The organism is Solwaraspora sp. WMMD937 (genome assembly GCF_029581175.1).
Lineage (GTDB): Bacteria > Actinomycetota > Actinomycetes > Mycobacteriales > Micromonosporaceae > Micromonospora_E.
On sequence record NZ_CP120738.1, the window covers coordinates 1,963,078 to 1,986,481 of the forward strand.

The window sequence follows — 23,404 nt, forward strand, 5'->3', positions numbered from 1 at the left end:
CTCGATGGATATCCGCAGGCCTGTGATCGTCTGTTGACCCTCGCCTATCGGCTTGTTGCCACTCAGACACGACTTGGCAGGGTGCCGTCTATCCCCCGAGGGCGGTGGTGTCGTCGCACCGAATCCCTTAGACGCTTCGTCACCATCGCCTGCTGCTACCGTACCGTTACGATCCAGGCCGGCGATCAAACCGTGCAGAACTACTAAACACTTTGCGTTACGAATAGTTGCCGCTATGCCTGGAAGCTCGGTGTGGCGAAAGCGGTGATTACCTCGGTTGCTACAAGCTGGACCAACTCAATGTCGGGCTGCAACTGATCCACTTGGGGATCGGTCGGGAACAGTGGATCAGTTCCGGTGCTGCCGCCATCCACTTTAGAGTGCACGATCCGGCAACGCAGGTCGTAAATCCTTGCTGCGATCTGACTCACAAGCGGAGCCTGCTTTCCTTGAATGTGGATCTCACCCACGCCGCTGATTGGCCCTCTGCGGCCGAAGTGGTCTTTGAAACGGTCTTGCACTGAACTGAATACTGCCTCCGCTTTGTCGGAGGAAAGGGCGAAATTGAGCAAGTTCTGGAATGACTCCCGCTCGCTCTTGCCTGCCTGTCGGCCCGCCGCCCGCGCCAGCTGCAGCAGCGATTTATTGTCTGCCAAGTCGAAGCCAGGAGAGAATATCTCGCGCCGGAGTCGATCAATTGTTGTGCGTTCGTCGCTATAGGGTAGGAAATACTCGATGGACTGGTAGTAAGAGAGATAAGCGCTTAGGGGAGTTGGGGCATCCGCGGCGCCAACGAAGAACGAACTTGCGCGCGGGTCCACGTACTGGGGCGGGTAACGCGGCACCTTGTTGTAGTCTTGCGGCTTTGGAAGTCGTCGTCGGCGGCCCTTGGGTGGCTCATGTAGTCGGAGCGTGTGGCGGCCCAAAGCGGCGAGCTCGAAGAAGAGAGATGCGGCTATCTTTTCTGCTTTTTTGATGGCGAGTTCCACCGAGGAGGCAGCTGTGAAGCGGAATTTAATCGAGGCGGCCTTCGGAAGATTGACTGGGTGAAAGCCGTTTGCAACCTGATAGAAGGCTCCGGCCATCGTAGCGGATGGTATTGATATTTCGAGACAGTCCCCGTGCATGTTGCTCAGATGCATTGCGACCGTCTTGCGGTAGCGGTCGGATCCCCACAGGTCTGATACCGATACCGGCCGATCTGAGCGCCCAAATGCTGTCCTGAACGCGAACTGATGCTCAGGGTCACTGCCGGCTTGAGGGCAGCTCAGCCGGATCGAGTCGTGGACATCGTCGCCCCTGAACAGGCTCATTAGGCTAACGCCGGAACCCCCGGGGGAAATCATTAATTCGACGTACTTGCCGTCACTCGACGCTATCGATAGCCCGCTCTCGCTCCTTATGTAGCTGGCATCCAGCTCGTCGAGAAATGAGGAAATTGCGTATGTGGGAAGGATGCCCATGGGCTGCTTCTTCCCATTTGGACCAACTTTGAATAGCGATATCCATCGCGGCCTACTCGAAAATCGATCAACAAAAACGTCGATTCGGCTTGGTTCTGCATCGAATCCGGCTCTTCGGACCGCTTCGATCGCTTGATCTAGGCTGAGCTCGGCTTCCGGTTCGTCTGTAGGGTCGTTCTGGTCAACGTCGAGCGGAGGACCGAGGTCTTCGGGTAGATCCTGCTCCGGCTCGTCGATGTGATCGGGCTCAGTCTCTGGCACGTTCACACCGTACAGTGATGGTACCTCCGTTGGAAGGCTCCCGCCTGACCAATGGCCGCATCCCAGTTCTCGCATGTGAGACGACAGACTTGAGAAGGAGGCCAGTTTCTATTGACCGAGATGGACCGCGAGCTGACCTGTGCGCCTGCCCTTCGTAACGGTCCGTTACGGCGTGCATGGGCTTTTAACGCGCACCTGCTCGGTGCTGCCTCCAGTGCTTCTCAATCCAGGCCGCTTGTCCCCGCTCGAGCTTTATTGCCAGCGGCTGGCCATGTACAGGGGCGTAGCTGGGGTACCTGAGCAGTTCGTCCCGCAGGCGGACGGTGAGAGTGCGAGGGTCCACGGCAATGTCTCCCTGATCAAAGAGCCGGTGAAAATCCCGTCTCAACAGGAGACCGCCGTCGTCGTGGTGTAGGCCAACTGCTGCGTAACTGTACAGATGCGCCGCTTCCAGCGCGGCAGCCGGACCGGGCCCGGTGAAGGCGCATACCGGCCCTTGCACCGCGAGAAGGCGATCCCTGAACCCACCCTGACCTACACGAACGCGCACCCTTGCCTGCCGATGTCCTCCTGGGCGTGGGTGCACCCAAGGAGCCGCCTCATCAAGGAACGTTGCCTCCCGCGCTCTGCCAACGCGACGTAGCGCGTCAGCAAAGTCATCCCACCGCAGTGGCCGCATGCTGAGCTGGGACTTTGGGGAGACGCACAGGCTGCGTAAGGTTGGCCCGTCCAGGCAACGGCCGAGATCGACCCAGTTGGCGTCATGACGCGATTGGAAAGTCTCAACCCGCTCAACCCGCGTCGACGCTACGACAAACGTGTCGGAGCAGGGGAAGCACCTGAACTGCGGTGACTCTCGCTTGCGTCTCTTGATATTCGCCCCGTTGCACCGAGGACACCGATAGAGGATTTTCTCCGCGTGGCCTGTCTCGATCGCCTCGATGACGGAGGCGCCAATGACCGCCTCCTTGTCCCACAGAACGATCCGATCGCCGACAGCTACGGTCCGGGCATTCGGAACGGTATCGTCCCAGCTGTAGCGAGCGTCTGGGTCGTCGTCATACCCATCGTTGCCACCGTGCTCTCGCTCTGCACCGACAGCCAGCACTAGCCACGCGTTCGACCCACTAGCAGCCACGGTCGCCATCTATCGTCCTCCCCGTCTCGGCGAGAGCAACCTAGCGGGAAGGATCACGATGCGGAAGGCCTTGTCTCACTCGCCGGTCTGACGACCGAACTGCGGGGTGGCCGAGCGAGGATGCGGGAGCACTTGGCCGAGGCGGCGCTGGCGAGTATGCAAGCGCGTCGTCTGCCTAGCCTCAGCCCTTCATTAAGGGCGGGTCCAGATAGTGGATCTTGAATGAAAGATGCCTTCCGAACTGGCAAGATAAGACTTGCTGAGGGTCTCATCTATCCCAGACGGAAGGCACCTGTCAGGTGAAGGCTACCGGAACACGCCCGAAGATCATCGTCAGCGGCGACGGACGTGGCGTGGTCGGCCACGCCGGCGCCCGTCTGTTGACCGACGTCGCCGACGCGGCAGGGTTGACCAGTGCATTCAGCGAAGCCCTGTCAGGGTCACGGCAGCGGCGGGGCGGGCACGACCCGGGACGGGTCGCGGTGGCCTGGCGGTGACGATCGCCGACGGCGGTGAGGCCATCGCGGACAACCGATCACCTGAACACCACGACCACGATCCCGACCAACAGCCACTGGAGGAACCCGACCCCGCGTCGGGCCACCACCATGCCCCGACGTCATCGACCAACGCATCAAGATCAACAAGCCGTCGAACGACCATGATCAACACTTAATGCAAGACCGAGGCTAGCGCCGGCGACGGGAGTGTCAAGTTAACACCCCTGGCTCACATCGGGTGGTAACAGTGAGTGATGACCTTAGAGCGACCGGCAATAGGGTCCAAGATCCGGACATGCGGGTACCTGGAAGTAGTAGGCAGGCACGGGTCCATCGATCATCGGAGTTCTCTACGCTCTGCAACCGATGGAGTCCCGTGCCTGCGCTGCAATCATCGTTGCTCGAACCCATCTGGGTCCAGTTCGCCGCGTTGTGGCCCGAACAACCCGAGTTCGACCCGGCCCATCCGCTGGGCTGTCACGGGACTGTACAAATAACGGCTGATCGACCGATCAAGGGAGAGACGCCAGATGACGACCGAGACCACCGTGGGACAGCCGGCCGCCGAGCCGGTGGGTGCGGTCACGGATGAACAGTTGATCGCGATGCTGGTCGATCGGGCTCGTGGTGACGGGCTGCAACTGACCGGCGAGGGTGGGCTGCTGCAGCAGCTCACGAAGCGGGTTCTGGAGTCGGCGCTGGACGGTGAGATCACCGACCACGTCGGCTACGACAAGCACGACCCAGCTGGTCGAAACGGCGGGAACACGCGTAACGGCAGCCGGACCAAGACCGCGCTGTCGGGGTACGGGTTCGAGTGCAGAGATAAGCACGGCTTGATGTGCAGAGGTGCGCACACTCTGTCCGGCGTGATCGGCTGGGGTGGTGTGACGCTGCCCGGGTCGTGATCGGACCTGTGTGGGGCGGCTGGCGATGGGGGCGTTGGATGAGCAGCGGTGGCTGGACGTGCGTCGGTTCCGGGCGTTGCACGCCGCTGGAGCGAGCGTGTCGGAGATCGCGCGTGCGACCGGTCTGAACTGGCGGACGGTGAAGAAGTACCTGGCCGGTGACGCGGGCGTGTCACCGCCGAAGCCGACCCGGCGGTCGACCGGTCAGGTGATCGACGCGTTCGCGCACGTCGTCGATGCGTGGCTGCGGGCGGAGCTGCTGCTGAAGGGCACGGTGATCCACGAGCGGCTCGTGCAGCAGTACGGCTTCACCGGCAACTACCAGCGGGTGAAGCTGTATCTGCAGCAGGCGCGGCCACGGATCGCCGCCGAACTCGGGATCGCCCCGGACCAGCTGGCGGGGCTGCATCGCCGTTTCGAGGTCGTTCCGGGCGCGCAGGCGCAGGTCGACTGGGGCGACGAGGGCGGCATCCTGGCCCATGTCGGGATCCCGAAGGTCTACTCGTTCCACATGGTGCTGTCGTACTCGCGGGACCCGTTCTGCTGCTTCACCACCAGCCAGGACCTGGCCTCGTTCTGGGGCTGTCACCGACGGGCGTTCGCGCACTTCGGTGGGGTACCGGCCGCGGTCGTCTACGACCGGACCAAGACCGTGGTCCGCCGCCACGTCGCCCCTGGCGAGGCGGTGCCGCTGCACCCGGAAGCGGTCGCGTTCGCCGGGCACTACGACTTCGACATCGATGTACTCGCCGCCTACCGGCCGACCGGCAAAGGCCGGGTGGAACGCCAGGTCACCATCGTGCGTGACCACGTCCTGGCCGGTCGAGGGTTCTCCTCGCTGGCCGAGTTGGACGCCGCGTTCCTCGCCTGGGTCCCGCAGCGACATGCCCGCACACATCGCACCCACGGCGAGGTCATCGGTGTCCGCGCCGCCCGGGACCACGCCGCCCTGCGGCCGATCCCCGCCAGGCCGTACGTGATCGCGGACCGGCACCTGCGCCATGTCGGCAAGGACTGCCTCGTCGCCTACGCCGGCAACCTCTACTCCGTGCCCGCCCGCCGGGTCCGACACCGCCAGTTGGTCGAGATCCGCGCGAGCGCCGCGACGATCGCCATCCACGCGACCGTCCCCGACACCGAGGGCAACACCCTGCTGGCGACCCACCAGCGGGCGGTCGGTCGCGGCGCCCGCGTCGTCGACGACACACACTGGGACGGCCTGCCCGACGGACACACCCGCGCCGTCACTACCACAGACCCCGCCGGACACGGCGCCACGGGTCGTCGCCGGCCCGGCCACGAAACCGCCCGAGGACCGCTGCAAGCCCTGCTCACCCGCGCCGCCGCAGCGCAGATCACCGTCGAGGCCCGCCCGCTGTCGGTCTACGACCAGATCGCTCAGGCCAGCCCGTTCACCAACCACACCACGAAGGACGTCACCCGTGAGTGAGCTGGTCACCAGCCGCATCCGCGCAAGCGCCACCAAACTCGGCCTGTCCCACCTCGCCACCGCGTTGCAGGACGTCACCCGCCGCGCCGAGACCGACTCCATGGGCTACCTGGAGTTCCTCGACCTCGTCCTCGAAGAAGAGATCGCCGTCCGGGACGAACGCCGCTACCGGGCAGGTCTGCGCCTGTCACGGCTCCCGCACCACAAGACCCTCGACGACTACGACTTCAGCTTCCAACCCGACCTCGACCCCCGCAAGGTCCGGGACCTGGCCACCCTCGCGTTCGTCCAGGCCAAAGCCAACGTCGCCCTGCTCGGCCCGCCCGGAGTCGGCAAGACCCACATCGCCATCGCCATCGCCCTCGCTGTCGCCGCCTGCCGCGCCGGGTTCACCGTCTACTTCACCACCCTCGACGACATGGTCCGCCACCTCACCGCGGCCAGCGCGATCGGCCGACTCACCCGAAAGCTGCAGGCCTACCTCCGCCCGAACGTCCTTGTCATCGACGAGGTCGGCTACCAGCCCCTCGAACGCGCCGAAGCGAACCTCGTCTTCCAAGTCATCTCGAAACGCTACGAGAAGGGCTCCACCCTGCTCACCTCGAACAAGAGCTTCGGCGAGTGGGGACAGGTCTTCGGCGACGAGGTCCTCGCCACCGCCATCCTCGACCGTCTCCTGCACCACTGCGACGTCGTCCCGATCAACGGCCCCAGCTACCGCCTCAAGAACCGCCTCGCCGCCATCGACAACACCACCATGAACGTCGCCTGACCTCTGCACATCAAGCCGTACGCACCTCTGCACTACAGCGGGTACCCCGACACGTGCTGACCGACGTCGGGCCGGTCGAGGTACGGGTCCCCCGCGACGCGGCGGGCACGTTCGAGCCGCAGATCGTGCGCAAGCGGCAGCGGCGCCTGACCGGCGTCGACGACATGGTGCTGTCGTTGTCGGCCAAGGGCCTGACGCACGGCGAAATCGCCGCGCACCTGGCCGAGGTCTATGGCGCGGAGGTGTCCAAGCAGACCATCTCCACGATCACCGACAAGGTCATGGACGGCATGGCCGAGTGGCAGAACCGGCCCCTGGACCGGGTCTACCCGGTCGTGTTCATCGATGCCATCAACGTCAAGATCCGGGTTCTGTCGACGATCTTGTGATGTAGACAGTCGCCTCGGCGCAGCCGGGCTGTCGGTGATCATGTCGAGCGTGTTCATTTCTGGAGCAACTGCTGCCGCACTTGTCCGGCCTGCTGATCGACGGTGTTGAGCACGGGAAGGAAGGTGTCGTGCTTCGCACCCGGGTCCGGTCCTCGACCGCCCGATGCGGCGGTTGCGGACAGCGCTCCACCCGTGTTCATGGCCGTTACCTGCGACGACTACGCGACGTTACGATCGCCGGACTGAGGCTGCTACTCCAGTTGCAGGTACGACGGTTCCGCTGCGACAACCTCGGCTGCCCGGTGGTGACCTTCGTCGAGCAGGTCAATGGAGTGACCTCCCCGTACGCCCGGTTCACACCGGGGCTGAGAGGGCTGCTGACCGAGATCGGCCTTGCACTCGCTGGCCGCGCCGGAGCCCGCCTGGCCACCGCGATCGGGGTGCCTGCCGGCCGCGACACGCTGTTACAGCTGGTCAAAGCGCTGCCCGATCCGACGGTGACGGCGGTGAGGGTCCTGGGTGTCGACGACTTCGCGTTCCGGCGAGGCCGCCACTACGGCACCATCCTCATCGACATGGACACCCACCGCCCCATCGAGCTGTTCGACGGCCGCGACGGTGACAGCCTCGCCGCCTGGCTGCAGCAACATTCCGGCGTCGAGGTCATCTGCCGAGACCGAGCCGGCGGGTACGGCGAGGGAGCCCGCCAGGGCGCCCCGGACGCGGTGCAGGTCGCCGACCGCTTCCACCTCTGGCAGAACCTGGGCCAAGCGGTCGAGAAGACGCTCAACCTTCACCGGGCCGCACTCATCGCGCCGACACCACCGCAGACCGGCGACACCGCGCCGAAGATGCTACAACCGCCGTCGGAGAAGAAGATCGTCACCCGGCTGCGTGAAAACTACAACGCCGTCCAGGAACTTGCTGCTCAGGGCATGTCCAAAGCGGCGATCGGCCGCAGGCTCAGCCTGCATCCGGCCACCGTTCGCAAGTTCGCCAACGCCCGCAGCGTCGAAGACCTGACGGCGGTCACCGAGCAACGTACTCATGTGGTCGACCCGTTCACCGGCTACCTGCATCAACGCTGGAACGAAGGGGAACGCAACGCCACCCAGCTCTTCCGTGAGATCCAGCAACAGGGCTATCCGGGCGGGGATCTCGCTGTCCAGCGCTACCTACGCAGCTTCCGGAGAGGCCGTGGGCACGCCCCGCACCCGGGTCCGAAGCCACCCACCGTCCGCCAGGTCACGTCATGGATCATGACCCACCCCGACCGAGTCGACGCCCGCGACGCCGCGAAACTACGCGACATCCGCAACCGCGACCAAGACCTGAACCGCCTGGTCAAGCACGTCCGAGCGTTCGCGGCGATGATGACCGGACGCCACGGCGAACGCCTCGAACAGTGGATCACCGCCGCGGAGACCGACACCCTGACACCGCTGGCCGGGTTCGCCCGCAACCTGCGCCGCGACATCGACGCGATTCGCAACGGCCTGACCATGCCACACAGCTCAGGCCCCGTCGAGGGCAGCATCAACCGCCTCAAGATGATCAAACGGCAGATGTTCGGCCGGGCTGGACTCGGCCTGCTCCGCAAACGCGTCCTACTCGCCCCCTGACCATCACAAGATCGTCGACAGAACCAAGATCAGAGACGGGCAGGTCGCGAACCGGCCGATCTACCTGGCCATGGCGGTCAGCGTGGACGGGCACCGCGACATCCTCGGCATCTGGGCCGGCGACGGCGGCGAGGGCGCGAAGCACTGGCTGCACGTGCTCACCGAGCTGAAGAACCGCGGCGTCCAGGACGTGCTCATGCTCGTCTGTGACGGACTCAAGGGCCTGCCCGAGGCGGTCGAGACGGTGTGGCCGCGCACCATCGTGCAGACGTGTGTAGTCCACCTGCTGCGCAACTCGTTCCGCTACGCCGCCCGGCAGGACTGGGACAAGATCACTAAAGCGCTGCGGCCGGTCTACACCGCCGCGACCGAGGACGCCGCGACCGAACGGTTCCTCGAGTTTGCCGAAACCTGGGGCCGCAAGTACCCGGCGATCGTGAAGCTGTGGGAGAACGCCTGGGCCGAGTTCGTGCCCTTCCTCGCGTTCGACGTGGAGATCCGCAAGGTCATCTGCTCCACGAACGCGATCGAGTCGGTGAATGCCCGCATCCGCAAGGCCGTCCGCGCCCGCGGCCACTTCCCGAACGAGGCCGCAGCGCTCAAGTGTGTCTACATGGCGTTGATGAGCCTCGACCCCACCGGCGCCGGCCGCCGCCGATGGACCATGCGCTGGAAGGCACCCTTGAACGCCTTCCAGATCGCCTTCGAGGGCCGGCTCACCCCGGCCAACGACTGACCACCTCAACAGCCAAGATCAGCCGTTAACTTGACACTCCCGGACCTGACTGACGTCAGCGCTGACGGCGCGATCACGAAAGCGCCGTGTGGCGGCGACCGGGCCGGCCGCTCACCGGTCGACCGCGGCAAGGGCGGTATGAAGCGCTCGACCGGTGTGGACGGCTACGGCATCCCGCTCGGGATCACCGGTGCCCCGGCCAACGGGCACGACTCGCCGCTGCTGCGCGACACCTTCGAAGCGTGCAGCGCCCAACTCCGCCATCACTGGCCTGAGCGGGTCACAGCCCACCTCGATCGCGGCTACGACAGCAACCGCACCCGGGAGCTGCTCGATGAACTCGGCTTCGACGCCGAGATCGCCCGCAAGGGCGTACCCGCCCCGATCCAAGTCGGTAGGCGGTGGGTGGTCGAGCGCACGAACTCGTGGATGAACGGCTTCGGCAAGATCCGCCGCTGCACCGACCGCAACGCTACGATCATCGACTTCTACCTCTACCTGGCCGCCGCGATCGTCACGATCCGTCAACTCATCCAACGAGCCCGCACGCTCTACCGCTGGGACACCCGGCCGACAACCCGCCGACTCAGGTAACGCCTATTGCCGGTCACTCTTAGTGGCCGAGTGGGCTGCATGAGCAAGTACGCACAAACAGCGCATATAGGATGGCGGCCTAGATTGCGGCATCTCCCTCCTAGCCTCGGTCTTTCACTTGAGCGTCGGCCCATAGCCGTCATTCGATGAAACGGGTTTTGGGTGTTCGGTACCGTTTTGTTGGCATGACGAGGGCCCGGCGCGGGGCCGGGTTTCCTCCGTGATCGCTGGTCGGAACGTGGGCCGGGTTGCCAGCCGGCGGGTCGGGGCAGTGCGGCGAGTCTGCTGAACGCGCTGGTCAGGGCGTCGGTCCAGGGCCAGCTCGCGGCGATGGCGAGACGGGTCCGCCGGGCGGTGCGGGTGATACGGGCGGCGACGTGCAGCAGCCGGTAGCGCAGCTTCTTCGGCTCGGCGGTGGCGAGGTCGCCGTCCAGGAGCAGGATCCGGGTCCAGGCGAGCAGGTCGATACCGGCAAGGGCCAGTTGCAGCCAGGCCTGGTTGATCGCGAAGTGTCGGGACGGGAACCGGCCGAAGCCGGTGTTCTTGCCGCAGCGGATGCGGTCGGCGACGCGGGCGTGTGCCCGGTGGCGGGCCTCCAGGAACTGGACGGATCCGTCACCGGCGGGGGTGTCGGTGGCCACGACCTGATGCCGCCAGCCTTCGATGGTGTCGAACAGCGACAGCTGGGCGCCGGGATGCGGGCGTTCCCGGCGGACCACGAACCGGGTGCCCTCGGGCCAGCCGGCCGGGTCGAACAGGCCGGTGATCTCGCAGACTTCGGCGTGTTCGCGTAGGTCGCCATCGGTATCGACGGCGGGGACCCAGCCGGTCGCGGCGCGGATCGCCTCACGTACCGGTTCGGTGATCGCGGCGCCGACACTGAATCGGATGTCCAGATGCTGCTCACGCAGGCCGCGGACGTGGGCGAGGAAGCCGTGGCTGGAACCGGCCGCGTCGCAGCGCAGCAGGATCGGGGTGCCGTGCCGGTGCTGGTCAGGGATCTGCGCGAGGGCCCGGTCAAGCACGGTGATGTGGTCGGCGGCGGTGTTGGACCCGGCCCGGCCTTCACGCAGCAGACCGGCGAGAGCTTCGCCGGTGTTGTCCAGGAAGCACAACAACGGATGGAACCCGAACGTCTTCTTCCAGGTACGGGTCGCTGATTCCTTCTCCGAGTGGCAGGTCACGATGGTGGCGTCCATGTCCAGGACCAGGCCGTCGACCTGCTGGCCGGCCACCGTGGGCTGCGGCAGGTCACCACGGGTGTCGACGTGCTGGGCCCAGGCGATCTCACGCGCGTGCGCCCTGGCGGACCGTAGTTCGGCCAGCAGCGTGGCGTCGAGTTGCGACAACAGTCGCCACGCTGTCGGGTCGGACGCGACCGGGCCGAACAGGGCCGCCTCGTTACGGAGCACGGCCAGATCGGAGATGGCCTCACCGCCGTCGGCGAGCATCACCGTCAGATCGACCGCGATCCGGCCCGGATCGTGGCCGCCCCGGCGTCGCCGCAGACCGGCCAGGGCCCGCCCGAACGCGCTGGTCAGACCGGTGGTGTCGGCGAGATCGGCGAGCAGCCGGGCGCCAGCGTGACCGACCACGCCCCGCCCGTCCCCGGTCACCGTGATCTTCGGACGTGTTGCGGTAGCCTTCACCCAGCAAGTGCCTTCCGTGACGGGTTGCATAGGACTCTCGACAAGCCCTATTTTCCCTGATCAGAAGGCACTTCTTCATTTCTGGTCCAGTCCGTGGACAACCCCTAACGAAGGGCCGAGGCTAGAGCTTGCCAGCCTTGGAATTCCAACTTCAACCCCACGTGTTGCCCTTGCGGGGTAGTTACCTGAAGTCGCTACCGGAGATCAACCAGGGCCGTAAACTTGACACTCCCACCAGTACCGAGGGTGTCGCAGATCTACTCAGGGAGAAGACGCTGTTCGTCGCCGTGGATTAGCAAATCGATATCGCTATCGGTAAGGGCATCGAGTAGGCGAGGTCCTGTGGCGTATGTCACGCGTTTGTATAGCTCGCGGGCCCACTCAGAACGAGCTGTCGGTCCCTTGTAGGACAAGACCGCAACCGCGAGTCGCTGTACGACCCGTTGGTTACGTGCTAGAGCGGAGCGTTCAAACATGCCAACAAGCTCGTCTTCACCCAATGGACGTTCCCCAGAACGTAGTAGGTCGCCAAGAAACTCCTCGCGTAACCAAGTGCGCCTCAGGACATTTCGGGGTGTTCCGACTAGGCGGTCCATGTGAAGATTGGGGAACCGTGCTACGGCGATGTCCGGGAAAACAACAAGGGTCAAGAAGCTCCACGTATCGACATGGGATGCGTCGGCGGGAACAATAGCGAGGTTGCGATGAAGCGTGCGGCCAAGTTCAACGTCGAACGCGGCAGCGTTCATCCGCGTAACCACGCCGGACAGGACGCCTTCCTCGAGATCCTTCAGCACTGCTCGACGAACATCAGCAATAGTGCCGGGATCGGCAACACGGCCGCCAGTGGCTACTGGGGCTGAACGGGGGTGCGCTGCATCGGCCAGCTTGAGGACTGCATCACGCCCGCCACTCTCCATCGCTTCAGCAATTTCAACGATCCGGATTTTCGCGGCTGCAAGCGGTAGGCGAGGATAGATGAACTTGCTCATGTCGACGGCTCCACCATTGGTTGCATGCGATCATGTATCAAAATGTCGAACTCGGCGGGATCTTCGACATACAGTCGCGCCGAGCTTCGAAGGCTGCGCCCAAGGAAAAATCGAGACATTGTGTCGAGTACGTCGCCGAGACTTCCCTCTTCGGCGTAAGTGCTTTCACTGGTGTCTAGCGCCTGCCGGGCAGTCTGCGCGATTAAAAGGCGGACCGCATCTGCCTTGATCATGCGCTCGATGCGTGGGTCTGGCACTGCCGCTAGTAGCAGCTGTGCGGCTGGGTGCTCGGTGTTAATTAGCAGACGAACTGACCCCATGAACGATTCCGATAGGTCGTCATAGAACGTAATAATTGTCCACGGCGCGTAACCAATCATTGATTCGGAGAAAGCGGCTGACTCGGTTGGGAAGCGTCCAGCGTCGCCTTCGAGCGTAAGGCGGAATGAGGGGGATGAGCCTAAGCGAGATCCGCGAAGATGTGCTACTCGGTCCGAGCTTCGCGGCCTCATGTTTGCGAGCACGAGATGTGCGGAAAGTTGCACTGAACCGGCAACCTGGCCGGGCGGTAACTGAAGTCTGATCTCCAAGGTATCCCCGTCGGTATATCCGTCTAATCCAACGGCTTGTGCGAACCGACGATTCGTTTCCTGGCAGTCTCCAAGAACGACTACCTCGAGGTCACTTAGATCGGATAGACCGGTGCTTTGAAGAACTTCTTCTACTCCGATCTCAACTGATACGCCAACCGTTTCCTCGCTTGCATAATCCCATCCTGGCAATAGGGAGGGAAGTGGCTCGCGGCGACCTCCGCGTTCAGTCCACCAATCGTGCCAGGTTACGGAGCCGGGGGCAGCCTGCCGATGGGGATAAAGTCGTTTTCTGGGCATCAGCTTTCCAGAATCTTTGACTGGACATCGATTGCCAGGTAGGAATCGGCATCAAAGGTGTAGTGGCAGGATTCGCCTGGTGTAAGCTTGCGCGGGTTTGGATCGAACAAGTTTGTAGAGCTGTCTCGCCAGCCAAGGATAATAACAGCTGAGGTATCGAGCCAGCTACCGCCATCGGCTCCAACTTGAACTACGAGGTCCACAAGGCACTCTCCTGCAGCCGATCCGTCGACCCAGACGTCGAGAGTTGTCCGAGTCCAGCCTTTCCTTGGAGCGGGTACTTGAGATGAGATTGTAAAGTCAACCTTTGGTCGGCTTGCTATCCCTCTGTCGCGAGCCCGAGTAGAGGAAGTGCCACCTTTTGGCGCTCGATTTGTCTCCCGATGCCTGTCGTTGGTTGTTTCGAAGGTGTCTCCAAGAACTCCTGTGCGACTGGACGGAGCCGATCCAGCGAGTCCAACAACAAGGCCCGACAACATGTCCCCGACGTGAGCTACAGAGGGTGCCTTCTCGGCCGAAGAGATATCTCGGTTCCTGGGCTCAAGCCACTCATCGGCAGCCTCACGGATTCTCCTTAAGGCCACGTTGACATCGCGACGAAGAGATTTGTCTTGGACTGCCTTGGCAACCCAGTCGTCGTGGGCGGGTGGCTCAGCGGCCGCGAATGAATCATCCAGGTCTGCTACCGGCTTGAAGACCCCCGCCCATTGCACACCAGGTATGTCCAGCTCGCGTCGCTCCAGGGATTTCACAACAAGTTCAGCCTGATGCCGCATAAGGGTGATTGCATGAGAAGGAGGGGTTGCTGTTCTCGAGGAATGAGGGAATCGAGTTAGTGCGAGATGGCCGAGAAGCTTTTCTGGAAGCTTACACCAGATCTCATGCACTGAGACTGGGTAAAGGGGTGAAGATTTCGGTGGATCATCACCCGACTGTGCCGCTCGAACTGCCAGCAAGCATTGGGCATTCCCGCTGAGCGTAGGGTGGTCTTCGATGGAAGGCAGATAAATGGGTTCGCCATCCGCTTGGACACTGATACGCATGCGCGAACGGTCCCGCTGGTCCACCAAAAGCTTTGGCCATAGGTTCCAAACAACCGCCTCCGCTAGTCGCTGAATATCCGCACCGCGATCGGAGCCGCCAAGGGCTGGGTCGAGAATCAGAATGCTAGTGCCGGCCATGCGCGCAGGATAGCGGGCAGAAAACACCTTTTCGGCTATCTCCGCTGCTCTGGCGCCTACAACCGGCTCAACGCGATCCTCGCCTGGGATACTGCGTCCCCACCAATGGCGTCCAGTGTAGCGCGATTCGCCGTCGTCATAGCCAGCCCCGATCGCGCTTCCAATTAGCCGATGCTCTAGTCCATTTCCACCCTCACATCTGGACCAAATAAGTATTGTGCCAACACCGCTCGCCAGGTAGCTAATCGTTTTCCCAAAGCCGTATGTTCCCCCACCTAGATGAACATCGCGTGGTGCCCCGATATTGAGCACTAGATCGATAAAGTTAGTGTCCTCGCCGGGGTCTACAGCCTTATCGTTTCGAACTGGCCCTGTGAGACCTACTGTTCCGCGGTCGGACACTTCTAGGGCCCAGATCTCCTCCTTCAATAGAAGCTCAGGCAAGCCCGTGCGCGAGGGTTCTCCGGTGAACACCACCTTTCGTAGGTACTCGATAGTCGCGGAATTGAGCCGTCGCAGGTTTAGAGTGAACTCAATTTCGGAAGAGCCGCCCCGAGCGTCCCAGCTATTCTGTGCCATCTCCCTTACTAGGACTGATGCTAAATCTAGATTTGGAGTCCCGAGAAGACGCCGAGCACCGCCGCCATCGATGTCGCCCGGACCAAACCGCTTCGGAAACCAATCAAGGGCGTTCGTACGAGCAGGCATCGAGGTGTCCATCGAAGCTGCTTGGCCAGTAGCGAGACTTGTCGAGATTCGGTCGCCAGCAGCGGCGGTGGCGGCTGCCTGGCCTCGGTCGTTAGTGAGGGCTGCGGCAGCCTCCTCCTCGAGGATCAGTTGGGCGGCCGCGACCGCTTGGCTAAAGCTCGATCCAGCTCTCATCGCCGCCTTAGCCGCTTCCCATGGCCGGCCAGAGGCAGGAAGGTTCTTAGCTCGGAGATGCGCCGCAAGAACCGTATTGACGGTTACGTCACGTCCGTAGAAGTACTCACGAACCGAATCCCACTCTCGCATGAGATCATGATCGTTCATTTGTTCACAGTCCACTCTTGGAGTAGTCGATCAAACTGCTCTTCGGTGAGGTGGAGAGGAGTGGAATCCAATGTCAAATCGTAGCTGATCCGACTGATTCCCCGGAGCCGCGCCTCCCCGAGCTCGCTGCGCCGTAGGCCAGGAAACGAGTCTTCGACAACCCAAGCGCGCACTGATCGAACGAAAAACCGATCCTGGTTTTCTCTGAGAGGGCTTCCATATAGATAGCCTGCCATTTTTATCCGTTCGAGCAGTAGACTCCGCGGAGTGCCTAGTGCTAACACATCGTCAATGCGATCAACCAGACTGGGAGCAGTTTGATCCTGTCGCAAATGAACCACTATAAGATGGAGTGAATCTAAGGCATCCGGATCGAGCTGGTCGATGTTAGAGACGCGAACGAACAGGCCGTCGGCGGACGTTACAGTCTTTACCTCGATCGCGCGGCGGGCTCGGACGAAGTCGTGAGTCGTTCCCGTTGGACCCTTCCACAGATCAAGTGATACCAGCGGATCATGCGCTGCCATCAATCGTAGAACTTCTAGTTCCCCAATTAGTCCAATAACTGCCTGCTGTGATGGGCCCTCAGATGCGGGCTGTAGGAGCTTTCGCCACTCGTCCAACACAACTTGGCAGGTAGCAACTGGCGATGAGCCATCGTCAGCGAGACGCTGCACCACGTCTTCAACTAAGTGCTCGAAAACTAGGTCGAGCGAGGTAAGGCGGCAATGAAGGTCGGCGAACATCAAACTGCGTCCACCGACACGTAGCAGGCGAGATCCTAACGTAACGCCTTGGCTTGTATAGTCGGTGCCAAACTTTGGTTGCAACACCGGTATCAAAAGGTGCTTCTGCCCGGCGGCATCAATAGCTGCCAGGACATCCCTTCCGCCAACCTGTACGCCGACATCACGAGTGAGCAGCGATGTCGCCCCGAACTGCTCAGCGTGCGATTCAAGCATGACGTAATGTTCGGAGACCGTAGTCATGGCCGGATTCCCACCTTGTGGCCATCGATTATGTGGCTGCCTTCGCGATCCTGCGGCAAGTCCTCCTCGTCTACTGCTTCGACTTCCCAGTCAGGATGAACTGAATAGTAGGTGCCGTCCTTCGCTAGTCCTTCCTGTTCAACTTCTGGGAAAATGATGCCGACCCCGATCAGGTGGTCGGGTGCCTGCATGTCACGACGGCTGTTGGTCTTGCGGGCTGGCCCCATCGGTGTAGAGCGGCAGCTAACGGGATAGATAATCAAGAGTCCTCTTCCCTTGGATCTCTCCCTTCGGATTGTGCGGGGATCCGCCGACGATTCACCAAGTTCTGCCACAAGGCCTGGGGGCAGGTCTGCAAACCAGTCGTTATGTGATAGCAAGGCTTTTATGTTGGCGGTCCCCGGTTCCGGCATCCGCAATGGTGCGCGGTTCACTGCTGGCACCGGCATCGGTAGGCCGAGGTCCATCTCGCCCAGCGGTATCGGTGAATTGTCGTCACGGCGGTGGATCTTGTCGCTACCAATGACAACTACGTTCCAGGGATTTGATGGAGCGGCTCGTTCGATCCAACCGATCATGTGGTCGCCGTGTAAGCCTACCTGGTCGGGATGAAATTGATAGGTTTTTAGAAAGGAGGTGATCTGTTGGGCTGGAATGTCTGTGAAGATCCATCGGGGAAGTCCCAGTATCTGTCTTTCGGGTACCACTTTGCGACACGACGTGACAAGTTCCTTGGCTGCATCCTGATTCCGAGCTATTACCGATCTACCGAGCTCATCGAAGATGAATGTCTGCAGTCGCCTGCCTGCGTAGGTTATGCGCACGATGTCTGCATGTTGCATCTTGTTGCGTGCGACGATGGCAAGTCGCCCGGGATGAGCTCGGACCCGCACTCCCAGCTGCCGCGGTGTTACCTGCATCCGTTCCATATGCGCCATATCTTGACGGATCTCATGCTCTACAAGTGCCAGGAACCTAAATTCCTCAGCCAAGCTCGCCTGCATCCAGATGCGTGTCAGGTCCTCGTAGCCAGTCCGGTAACCGAACCAGCGTCCCATTTGGAGTAGAGTATCGTACGTGTTCGAAGTCCGAGTAAAGTAGGAAACTACGAGCCCTTCCAGGGTCAGACCTCGTGACAGCGTTCCGCCGCCGACTGCGATAACCGTCTCGGGTACCGGTTTGCCATCCACGACTCTGTCGTAGTCGAGGCGGTCATCCGACTCGCCGTTGTCGACCAAGATTCGGACATCGCTTAAAACCCGGGCAATCGCCTGCTTTACCTTGCTCCACGCAGGTAGCTCGACGCTTGCTACCTCTTTCGCGCGCATGGCCTCTCGCCTGTAGCAGCCATCAAGGTCCCAGATGTTGCCGTCCTGCCAATCAGCGCGGATTGTTGAAATAAGTGCTTGGACCCTTCCTTGCATTGCAATGTGGGGTTGGATGTAGTGTGTGGTGTGGATGAGCATTGAGCTGTGAGCGTCATGTTGGGCACGGGCTCGGCGAATTGCCGTAGCAACAAGGAACCACCGAATCGCTTCTATTAGCGATGGTGGTAGCGCGGGATCGAAAGTCTGACGAGCTTCCCTATTGCTTGGCGGGCGGAGTTCCTTGGCCTCTTCGTCCGGCACGTCTCGGACCATATCAAGGCCGGGGTCGGGATCATCCGCATCATTGAGTGGCTCTCGGCCAAATACTCGTTCCGCTCCGAAGTAGGCCTTCGGTCGCGGTAGATCAATGATGAAGTCGGCTGGGTACAACTCTTGATCATCGTTCGGGTCCATAAAGATGTTCGCGAACGGAGTTGCAGTATATCCTAGGTATGTGCCGGTCGGGATTTCCTGCCATATCTGACGTATCAGCCGATTAATTCGGGTCTGTCGATCCTGCCTCGTCGCTGAGTTTGGCGTAGCCTGATCGGCTTCATCATCGAGCAGCAGTACCGGTACTCTGCGCCGAATGTCTTGTGGGATGTCTCGGAGCCAGTCTCGGAGGGACCGCAGGCGCGCTTGGTTCTTTTTTACTACCGCGATAGACTTTGTGCCGCGTGCAAGGAACGCGGCTCCGTTGACCACGTTTCCGAAATCTGCATCATCTGTCGTCAGTGGAACCCAATCGTGATCAACGATGTCCCGCGACAGTCGGACCTGAGTCTGCCGTCGCAGGTTGTCGTACATTCCGGACAGCACAATAAATAGTCCGTATCCTGCATCGGCTGCCTTGGCCATAACGGCGGTATAGTTCGCGGTCTTACCGGACTGCACGTATCCGACTACTAGTCCACGTTTTCGTAGTCCATAGACGGAGGGATCTGCCAAGTTGGCTACAACTTTAGTCGATGCATTGTCTATCTCTGTGACGACATCTGCCATCGGACCTGACTTGATTCTGCTCTCCAAGCGGGGCCATAGCTCGTCGCCCTCCTCTGATCCGGAATACCAGCTCGACATTCGAGCCTCGGCGGCCGTCTCCTGCAGTACGCCGGGTGGTGAGTCGAGCAGCTTGTTGCGGGCGCCTTCGCGCCGAATGCTGTCCACCGCGGGAGCTAGATCAGCCAATTTTGCATCGAAGATGTTCGCGATCCATTCAGCTGCCCGGTCCAGTGACATTCTTTGCTGACGCATGGCGCTAATGATCAATTTTCGAACTGCGGTGTGGTCCATTATCGACCTTCAGTGGCTGGGGGGTTGACTGTGATGCGCGGAACCTGAGTGCCGCGGAGGTCTCTCATTAGCGGGTCGTAGCGTCGGCAGACTCGCGATGTCGATCGGCACGTGATGGAAGGTGCTCCTGTCGGTTGCGAGAGGATCGCGCGGGAGTTAGCAGTCAAATTCTCTGCACTGAAGTCTTGCTCTCGGGCTCTTGTGTGGCACTCGATGAGTCTAGAAGACCGGGTTGACGGACCCTGCGTGGCGCGCTCAAAACCGTCGTGAAGGCCGGGGAGGCCTCCGCGACTCGCCTCAATAGACCTTGGGTGATACCTGCTGGTCAAGACATCTGCAGCTTGATTGCTACCGCAGGCCTTGGTGCGGTCTGGGCCGTGGGGCGGTTCGAGCCGATCGAGCGCGTCCATCCGCAGCACCTTACCGTTGGCGGGTAGGTGGTTGTACAGGCCGAGACCAGGGTGTGTTTTCACGATAGAGGCACGGATGATGCCTGCCTTGTCCGTTCGGTGGGACGGCGATGGCCCTAGGGCTGGTTCGGAATGGGTCTATGTCGTCGTAGGCTTGGTTGCCAGTCCATGCTCGGCTTGGCCGGCGGTTCATGACGGAACGGCTGGTGTTGAACGGTCTGAGTCGAGGTCGCGGCTGCCGATGGTCAGGTCCATTCGACCCTGACGCTCCCACTCACGGTAGGGGTTAGTACGTGGTGCCACGTTTGCCGAGGCAACTTGGCGTGTATCGCCGGAGCTGTGGCGGCGAGAGACATGAGTGGCGGTGCCTTCATCTAGCTCCGTCGGCGCCTGATCGGCGATCCGATGGTCTGCCACACTCCTGGTTGCTTGGCGACCTGGCCGTGGGGCGGTAGTGTCAGCGGTCGTGTCTGCCGCCGAGGAGCATCCGCCCTTGCCGGCGCGTGGTCGACCCGTTGCACGTGGCGCATACGCGGTCAGGCTTATCCGCGGGCCGTTCGTCCAGTTGCCGAAGCATCCGGACGCATGCGACGAGCCCGATGCGATGCTCACGTACGCGGAGCAGGCTCGTAGCCGTGGCGAGCGGCTCGCTGCGGACCTGTTCAGCGGTGCGGGCGGGCTCAGCCTTGGCTTGGAAGAAGCCGGCTACCGGGTAGTCCTTGCCGTCGACCACTACCCGGAGGCGGTCGAGACCCACCGTCACCATCACGCCGGCCTGAGCGTCAACTGGGACCTCGGCGACCCCGAGCGCATCCGGGAGGTCGCCGACCTGGTCAAGCGCGCCGGCATCGAGTTGCTTGCCGGAGGCCCGCCCTGCCAGCCGTTCTCCAAGGCTGGGCGGTCGATGATCCGACACAAGGTCCGCAATGGCCTGCGGGACCCGTACGACGAGCGCCGTGACCTCTGGCGGTCCTTCCTCGAGGTGATCCGCCTGGCGTGTCCGCCTGCGGTCCTGATGGAGAACGTGCCGGACATGGCCCTCGACAAGGAGATGTTCATCCTCCGGACGATGGTGCACGAACTGGAGTCTCTCGGCTACGCGGTCGAGGAACGTGCCGTCGATACCTGGCGCTACGGCGTCCCTCAGTTCCGGCAGCGACTGATCCTGGTAGCGCTGAGAGACGGCATTTCGTTCCAATGGCCCTCTGAGTCACCGGAGCGGCCCACCGTGTGGAACGCCATCAGCGACCTCCCCGAGGTGGAGGGAGGCTGGCGCCCGGCTGGTGGCGCCGAAGGCTGGGCCGACTACGAGGGGCCAAAGACGGACTTTCAGCGTCGGATGCGCCGCAACGTGGCTGCTGAGGACAGGGCCAAGGTCTTCGACCACATCACCCGTCCGGTCCGCGACGACGACCTCGAAGCGTTCCGGCTCATGGACGCGAATACCCGCTACTCCGACCTGCCGGCGGAGATGAAGCGCTACCGCGACGACATCTTCGACGACAAGTACAAGCGGTTGGACATGCACGGGCTGTCGCGCACCATCACGGCACACATCGCGAAGGACGGCTACTGGTACATCCATCCTGAGCAGCACCGCACCATCACAGTCCGTGAGGCGGCCAGGCTGCAGACCTTCCCTGACGATTTCCGGTTCGCCGGTCCACCGTCGGCGGCGTTCAAACAGATCGGTAACGCCGTTCCCCCGATGCTGGGTGAACACCTTGCCCGCGCGATCTCGACGTCGCTGCAGGCCGCGACACTGGCGAAGGTCAGTACCCAGAAGGTTGCGGCCGCTCTCGCTGAGTGGTTCGACGGAGACCAGGTCAACGGCATCCCGTGGCTGCGGGCGCAGACCCGGTGGCAGGTCATCCAGGGTGAGATCCTGCTCGACAGGACGCACCCCGACGTGCTCCGCCAGGTATGGCACATGCTGCAGACCTGGCGGCAGCCCCAGGACACGATCGCCCGCGAGGAGGACCTCCGCAGGATCGGCCGCTTCATCTCCCGCGAGGCGCGAGCTGACACGGTGGCGCAGCTGGCGCGTACCTTGGCCGACGACCCGACCCTGCTCCGCGATGACGACGCCCTGCGGCGGGTGCCTGGACTCTACGAGTCCGTTGCTGATCTGGCCATCCTCGTCGCTCCCGCAGGTGATGACGACAACGCAGAGGAGCCGGTCCTGGTCACCAAGGGCGTCCTTCGCGTCGCCGCACGATTCAGCGGCACCCCGGTCGGCAGCCGTAACCGGCTGACCGACGGGCGTCTCGAGGTCGCCCGGATGATCGGTATCGACAGCGACGCCCGCAGCGCCCACCTGGGTCTGATCGATCTGGCGAACACGCTCTGCCGGCCGCAGGAGCCGGTGTGTTCAGCCTGCCCGCTTGCGAAGAACTGCGTCGAGGCCAGAACCCAGTCGGACCCGCTGTTCTGATCCCTCGACTGGATCGGCGCTACCGTTCGAGGCCGAGCAGCTCCACCACCTCCGGTGCGGTCTGCCGGAGGACAGCTTCGATCTGCTCCCATGGCGCCCACTGGTCAGCCTGCATCGCTGCCATCCGCAGGGCGAGTCCGGCGTGGACCGCAGCTTGGCTGACAGCTCGGACCTCGGCCGGTGAGCGGAGGTCGGCAGGGACCTGAGCGCGGTCCCCGCTGCGGGACGTCTTGCGGTACGCGTCGTCGGCAAGGATGCAGAGCTCATTGACCGACGGCTCGATCAACTGTCGGAGCTGAGCCGGAATGCTGACCTTCATCTTCGCGACATTGATCGTGAAAGCTGCATCGAGGTCGGTATCGAAATCAACAGCTGCGCGGGCAAGCTTAGTATGTTCGTCAATTCCCCGGATGCCTCCCCAGCCGCCCCACTGGACCAGCCGGTTCGCGCGGTAGATGTACAGCCCTTGCTGCCGGTTCCACTTGAGTGGACCGGACATGCGGTCGAACCCTGCCGGATCGGCGAACTTGTCCCGTGCGGGAAGGACGAACCTTCGCAGCGCCACCTTCCCGTTGGTTCCGGACGACTCGATCTCGAACCGCTGCTCCGGAAGCTCAACGGTCGCAGGCTCCTGCGATGCGAACGGGTCCCACGGCTCGACCTTCTCCCCGTTGACAGTGATGACCAGCTCAGGCAGTACGCCCACGCCCTCGATGAAGCGGTGGAAGACCATCCCGAGGTGTTCGGCGGTCCGGGTTGCCAGCGTCTCGAGGCGTCGCCGCGCCCATCCGCCCTCCGGTCGTCGCTCAGGGAGAACCCTGTCCAGGTTCTGCCAGATCACGACCGTTCCCGCTCCCTCTGCAAGCCACTGTCGGGCACGGGCGACCATCGGCTCCGTGCTGGCGGGATCGACGATGACCCACTGGTCCAGCTCGCCGATCAGGTCAAGGTCGAGTGCCCTCGCGCAGGTGCGGAGGGCTGCCGTCGAACTACGGCTGACAACGGTCAGGAGGCGGCACTGGGACAGCGACGCGGTCTTGAGCCCGAGACCGTAGCGCCCCAGCTCGCCACGCTCGTAGTCGCGACGGGTGCCGAAGCGCAGCGCTTCGAGGAGACCGGACGGTGTCATACCCCGTCCGTCGTCGGCGATGAGGACCCGTGAGTTCGCACCGTCATGCTCGATGGTGACCTCGATGCGGCTGGCACCGGCGGCGACACTGTTGTCGACGACATCGGCCACTGCCGTCTGGAAGTCGTAGCCGATGTCACGCAGTGAACTCGTCAACCGTGCCGCCGATGGCGACACCTCGTACCACGCTCTGCCGGCCACTGGG

General features: G+C 62.5%; 11 protein-coding genes and 7 pseudogenes. 10 read left to right on the plus strand and 8 right to left on the minus strand.

Translation table 11 applies throughout. The features are described 5' to 3' along the window. Positions 1 to 233: 233 nt before the first annotated feature. Entirely contained in the window at positions 234 to 1,724 is a 1,491-nt protein-coding gene (locus O7621_RS08340; protein WP_282233488.1) for a hypothetical protein, read from the minus strand. A gap of 1,437 nt (positions 1,725 to 3,161) precedes the next feature. On the opposite strand from O7621_RS08340, the pseudogene O7621_RS08345 reads away from it, so the two are divergent. The 9 genes and pseudogenes from O7621_RS08345 to O7621_RS08385 form a co-directional block, all read left to right on the plus strand. Then, positions 3,162 to 3,391, plus strand: a pseudogene (locus O7621_RS08345) (IS1380 family transposase); the annotation flags it as partial. Between the two features lie 347 nt (positions 3,392 to 3,738). Further along, positions 3,739 to 3,843, plus strand: a pseudogene (locus tag O7621_RS08350) (IS5/IS1182 family transposase); the annotation flags it as partial. 124 nt (positions 3,844 to 3,967) lie between these two features. After that, positions 3,968 to 4,165: pseudogene (locus O7621_RS08355) on the plus strand (transposase); the annotation flags it as partial. A 130-nt stretch (positions 4,166 to 4,295) separates the two neighbouring features. Then, positions 4,296 to 5,720, plus strand: coding sequence for an IS21 family transposase (istA, locus tag O7621_RS08360; protein ID WP_282233489.1), 1,425 nt, complete (start codon positions 4,296 to 4,298; stop codon positions 5,718 to 5,720). Next, positions 5,713 to 6,492 (plus strand): IS21-like element helper ATPase IstB, encoded by a 780-nt coding sequence (gene istB / locus O7621_RS08365; protein ID WP_282233490.1) that lies wholly within the window; start codon positions 5,713 to 5,715, stop codon positions 6,490 to 6,492. Before istA ends, istB begins: the two co-directional genes overlap by 8 nt. 44 nt (positions 6,493 to 6,536) lie before the next feature. Next, positions 6,537 to 6,860, plus strand: a pseudogene (locus tag O7621_RS08370) (transposase); the annotation flags it as partial. 149 nt (positions 6,861 to 7,009) lie between these two features. Further along, complete coding sequence (locus tag O7621_RS08375) at positions 7,010 to 8,503, plus strand: ISL3 family transposase (protein ID WP_282233491.1); 1,494 nt, start codon at positions 7,010 to 7,012, stop codon at positions 8,501 to 8,503. A gap of 25 nt (positions 8,504 to 8,528) precedes the next feature. Continuing rightward, positions 8,529 to 9,239, plus strand: a pseudogene (locus tag O7621_RS08380) (IS256 family transposase); the annotation flags it as partial. Between the two features lie 42 nt (positions 9,240 to 9,281). Next, positions 9,282 to 9,833: pseudogene (locus O7621_RS08385) on the plus strand (transposase); the annotation flags it as partial. A gap of 254 nt (positions 9,834 to 10,087) precedes the next feature. On the opposite strand, the pseudogene O7621_RS08390 reads toward O7621_RS08385, so the two are convergent. The 6 genes and pseudogenes from O7621_RS08390 to O7621_RS08415 all read right to left on the minus strand — a co-directional run. After that, positions 10,088 to 11,512: pseudogene (locus O7621_RS08390) on the minus strand (IS1380 family transposase); the annotation flags it as partial. A 227-nt stretch (positions 11,513 to 11,739) separates the two neighbouring features. Continuing rightward, positions 11,740 to 12,474 (minus strand): hypothetical protein, encoded by a 735-nt coding sequence (locus tag O7621_RS08395; protein ID WP_282233492.1) that lies wholly within the window; start codon positions 12,472 to 12,474, stop codon positions 11,740 to 11,742. After that, a complete protein-coding gene (locus tag O7621_RS08400; protein ID WP_282233493.1) occupies positions 12,471 to 12,707 on the minus strand; it encodes a hypothetical protein in 237 nt (78 codons plus the stop codon). Before O7621_RS08400 ends, O7621_RS08395 begins: the two co-directional genes overlap by 4 nt. Positions 12,708 to 13,363: 656 nt before the next feature. Continuing rightward, complete coding sequence (locus O7621_RS08405) at positions 13,364 to 15,577, minus strand: hypothetical protein (protein ID WP_282233494.1); 2,214 nt, start codon at positions 15,575 to 15,577, stop codon at positions 13,364 to 13,366. Then, the gene (locus O7621_RS08410; RefSeq protein ID WP_282233495.1) at positions 15,574 to 16,566 is read right to left on the minus strand and encodes a PD-(D/E)XK motif protein; all 993 of its coding nucleotides are present in this window, start codon (positions 16,564 to 16,566) and stop codon (positions 15,574 to 15,576) included. The genes O7621_RS08405 and O7621_RS08410 overlap by 4 nt, the downstream gene beginning before the upstream one ends. Then, positions 16,563 to 19,187, minus strand: a complete 2,625-nt coding sequence (locus O7621_RS08415) for a Z1 domain-containing protein (protein WP_282233496.1) — start codon at positions 19,185 to 19,187, stop codon at positions 16,563 to 16,565. Before O7621_RS08415 ends, O7621_RS08410 begins: the two co-directional genes overlap by 4 nt. A gap of 915 nt (positions 19,188 to 20,102) precedes the next feature. On the opposite strand from O7621_RS08415, the gene dcm reads away from it, so the two are divergent. Beyond that, complete coding sequence (gene dcm / locus O7621_RS08420; RefSeq protein ID WP_282233497.1) at positions 20,103 to 22,070, plus strand: DNA cytosine methyltransferase; 1,968 nt, start codon at positions 20,103 to 20,105, stop codon at positions 22,068 to 22,070. A gap of 19 nt (positions 22,071 to 22,089) precedes the next feature. Here dcm and O7621_RS08425 read toward each other — a convergent pair whose 3' ends face one another. Next, positions 22,090 to 23,376, minus strand: a complete 1,287-nt coding sequence (locus tag O7621_RS08425) for an ATP-binding protein (protein WP_282233498.1) — start codon at positions 23,374 to 23,376, stop codon at positions 22,090 to 22,092. Between the last annotated feature and the right edge of the window lie 28 nt (positions 23,377 to 23,404).

Bases quoted from the DNA above. Each gene is read 5' to 3' on its own strand.
- istA (WP_282233489.1), top strand. From the start codon at position 4,296: ATGGGGGCGTTGGATGAGCAGCGGTGGCTGGACGTGCGTCGGTTCCGG.
- O7621_RS08395 (WP_282233492.1), bottom strand. From the start codon at position 12,474: ATGAGCAAGTTCATCTATCCTCGCCTACCGCTTGCAGCCGCGAAAATC.
- O7621_RS08400 (WP_282233493.1), bottom strand. From the start codon at position 12,707: ATGATCAAGGCAGATGCGGTCCGCCTTTTAATCGCGCAGACTGCCCGG.
- O7621_RS08405 (WP_282233494.1), bottom strand. From the start codon at position 15,577: ATGAACGATCATGATCTCATGCGAGAGTGGGATTCGGTTCGTGAGTAC.
- O7621_RS08410 (WP_282233495.1), bottom strand. From the start codon at position 16,566: ATGACTACGGTCTCCGAACATTACGTCATGCTTGAATCGCACGCTGAG.
- O7621_RS08415 (WP_282233496.1), bottom strand. From the start codon at position 19,187: ATGCGTCAGCAAAGAATGTCACTGGACCGGGCAGCTGAATGGATCGCG.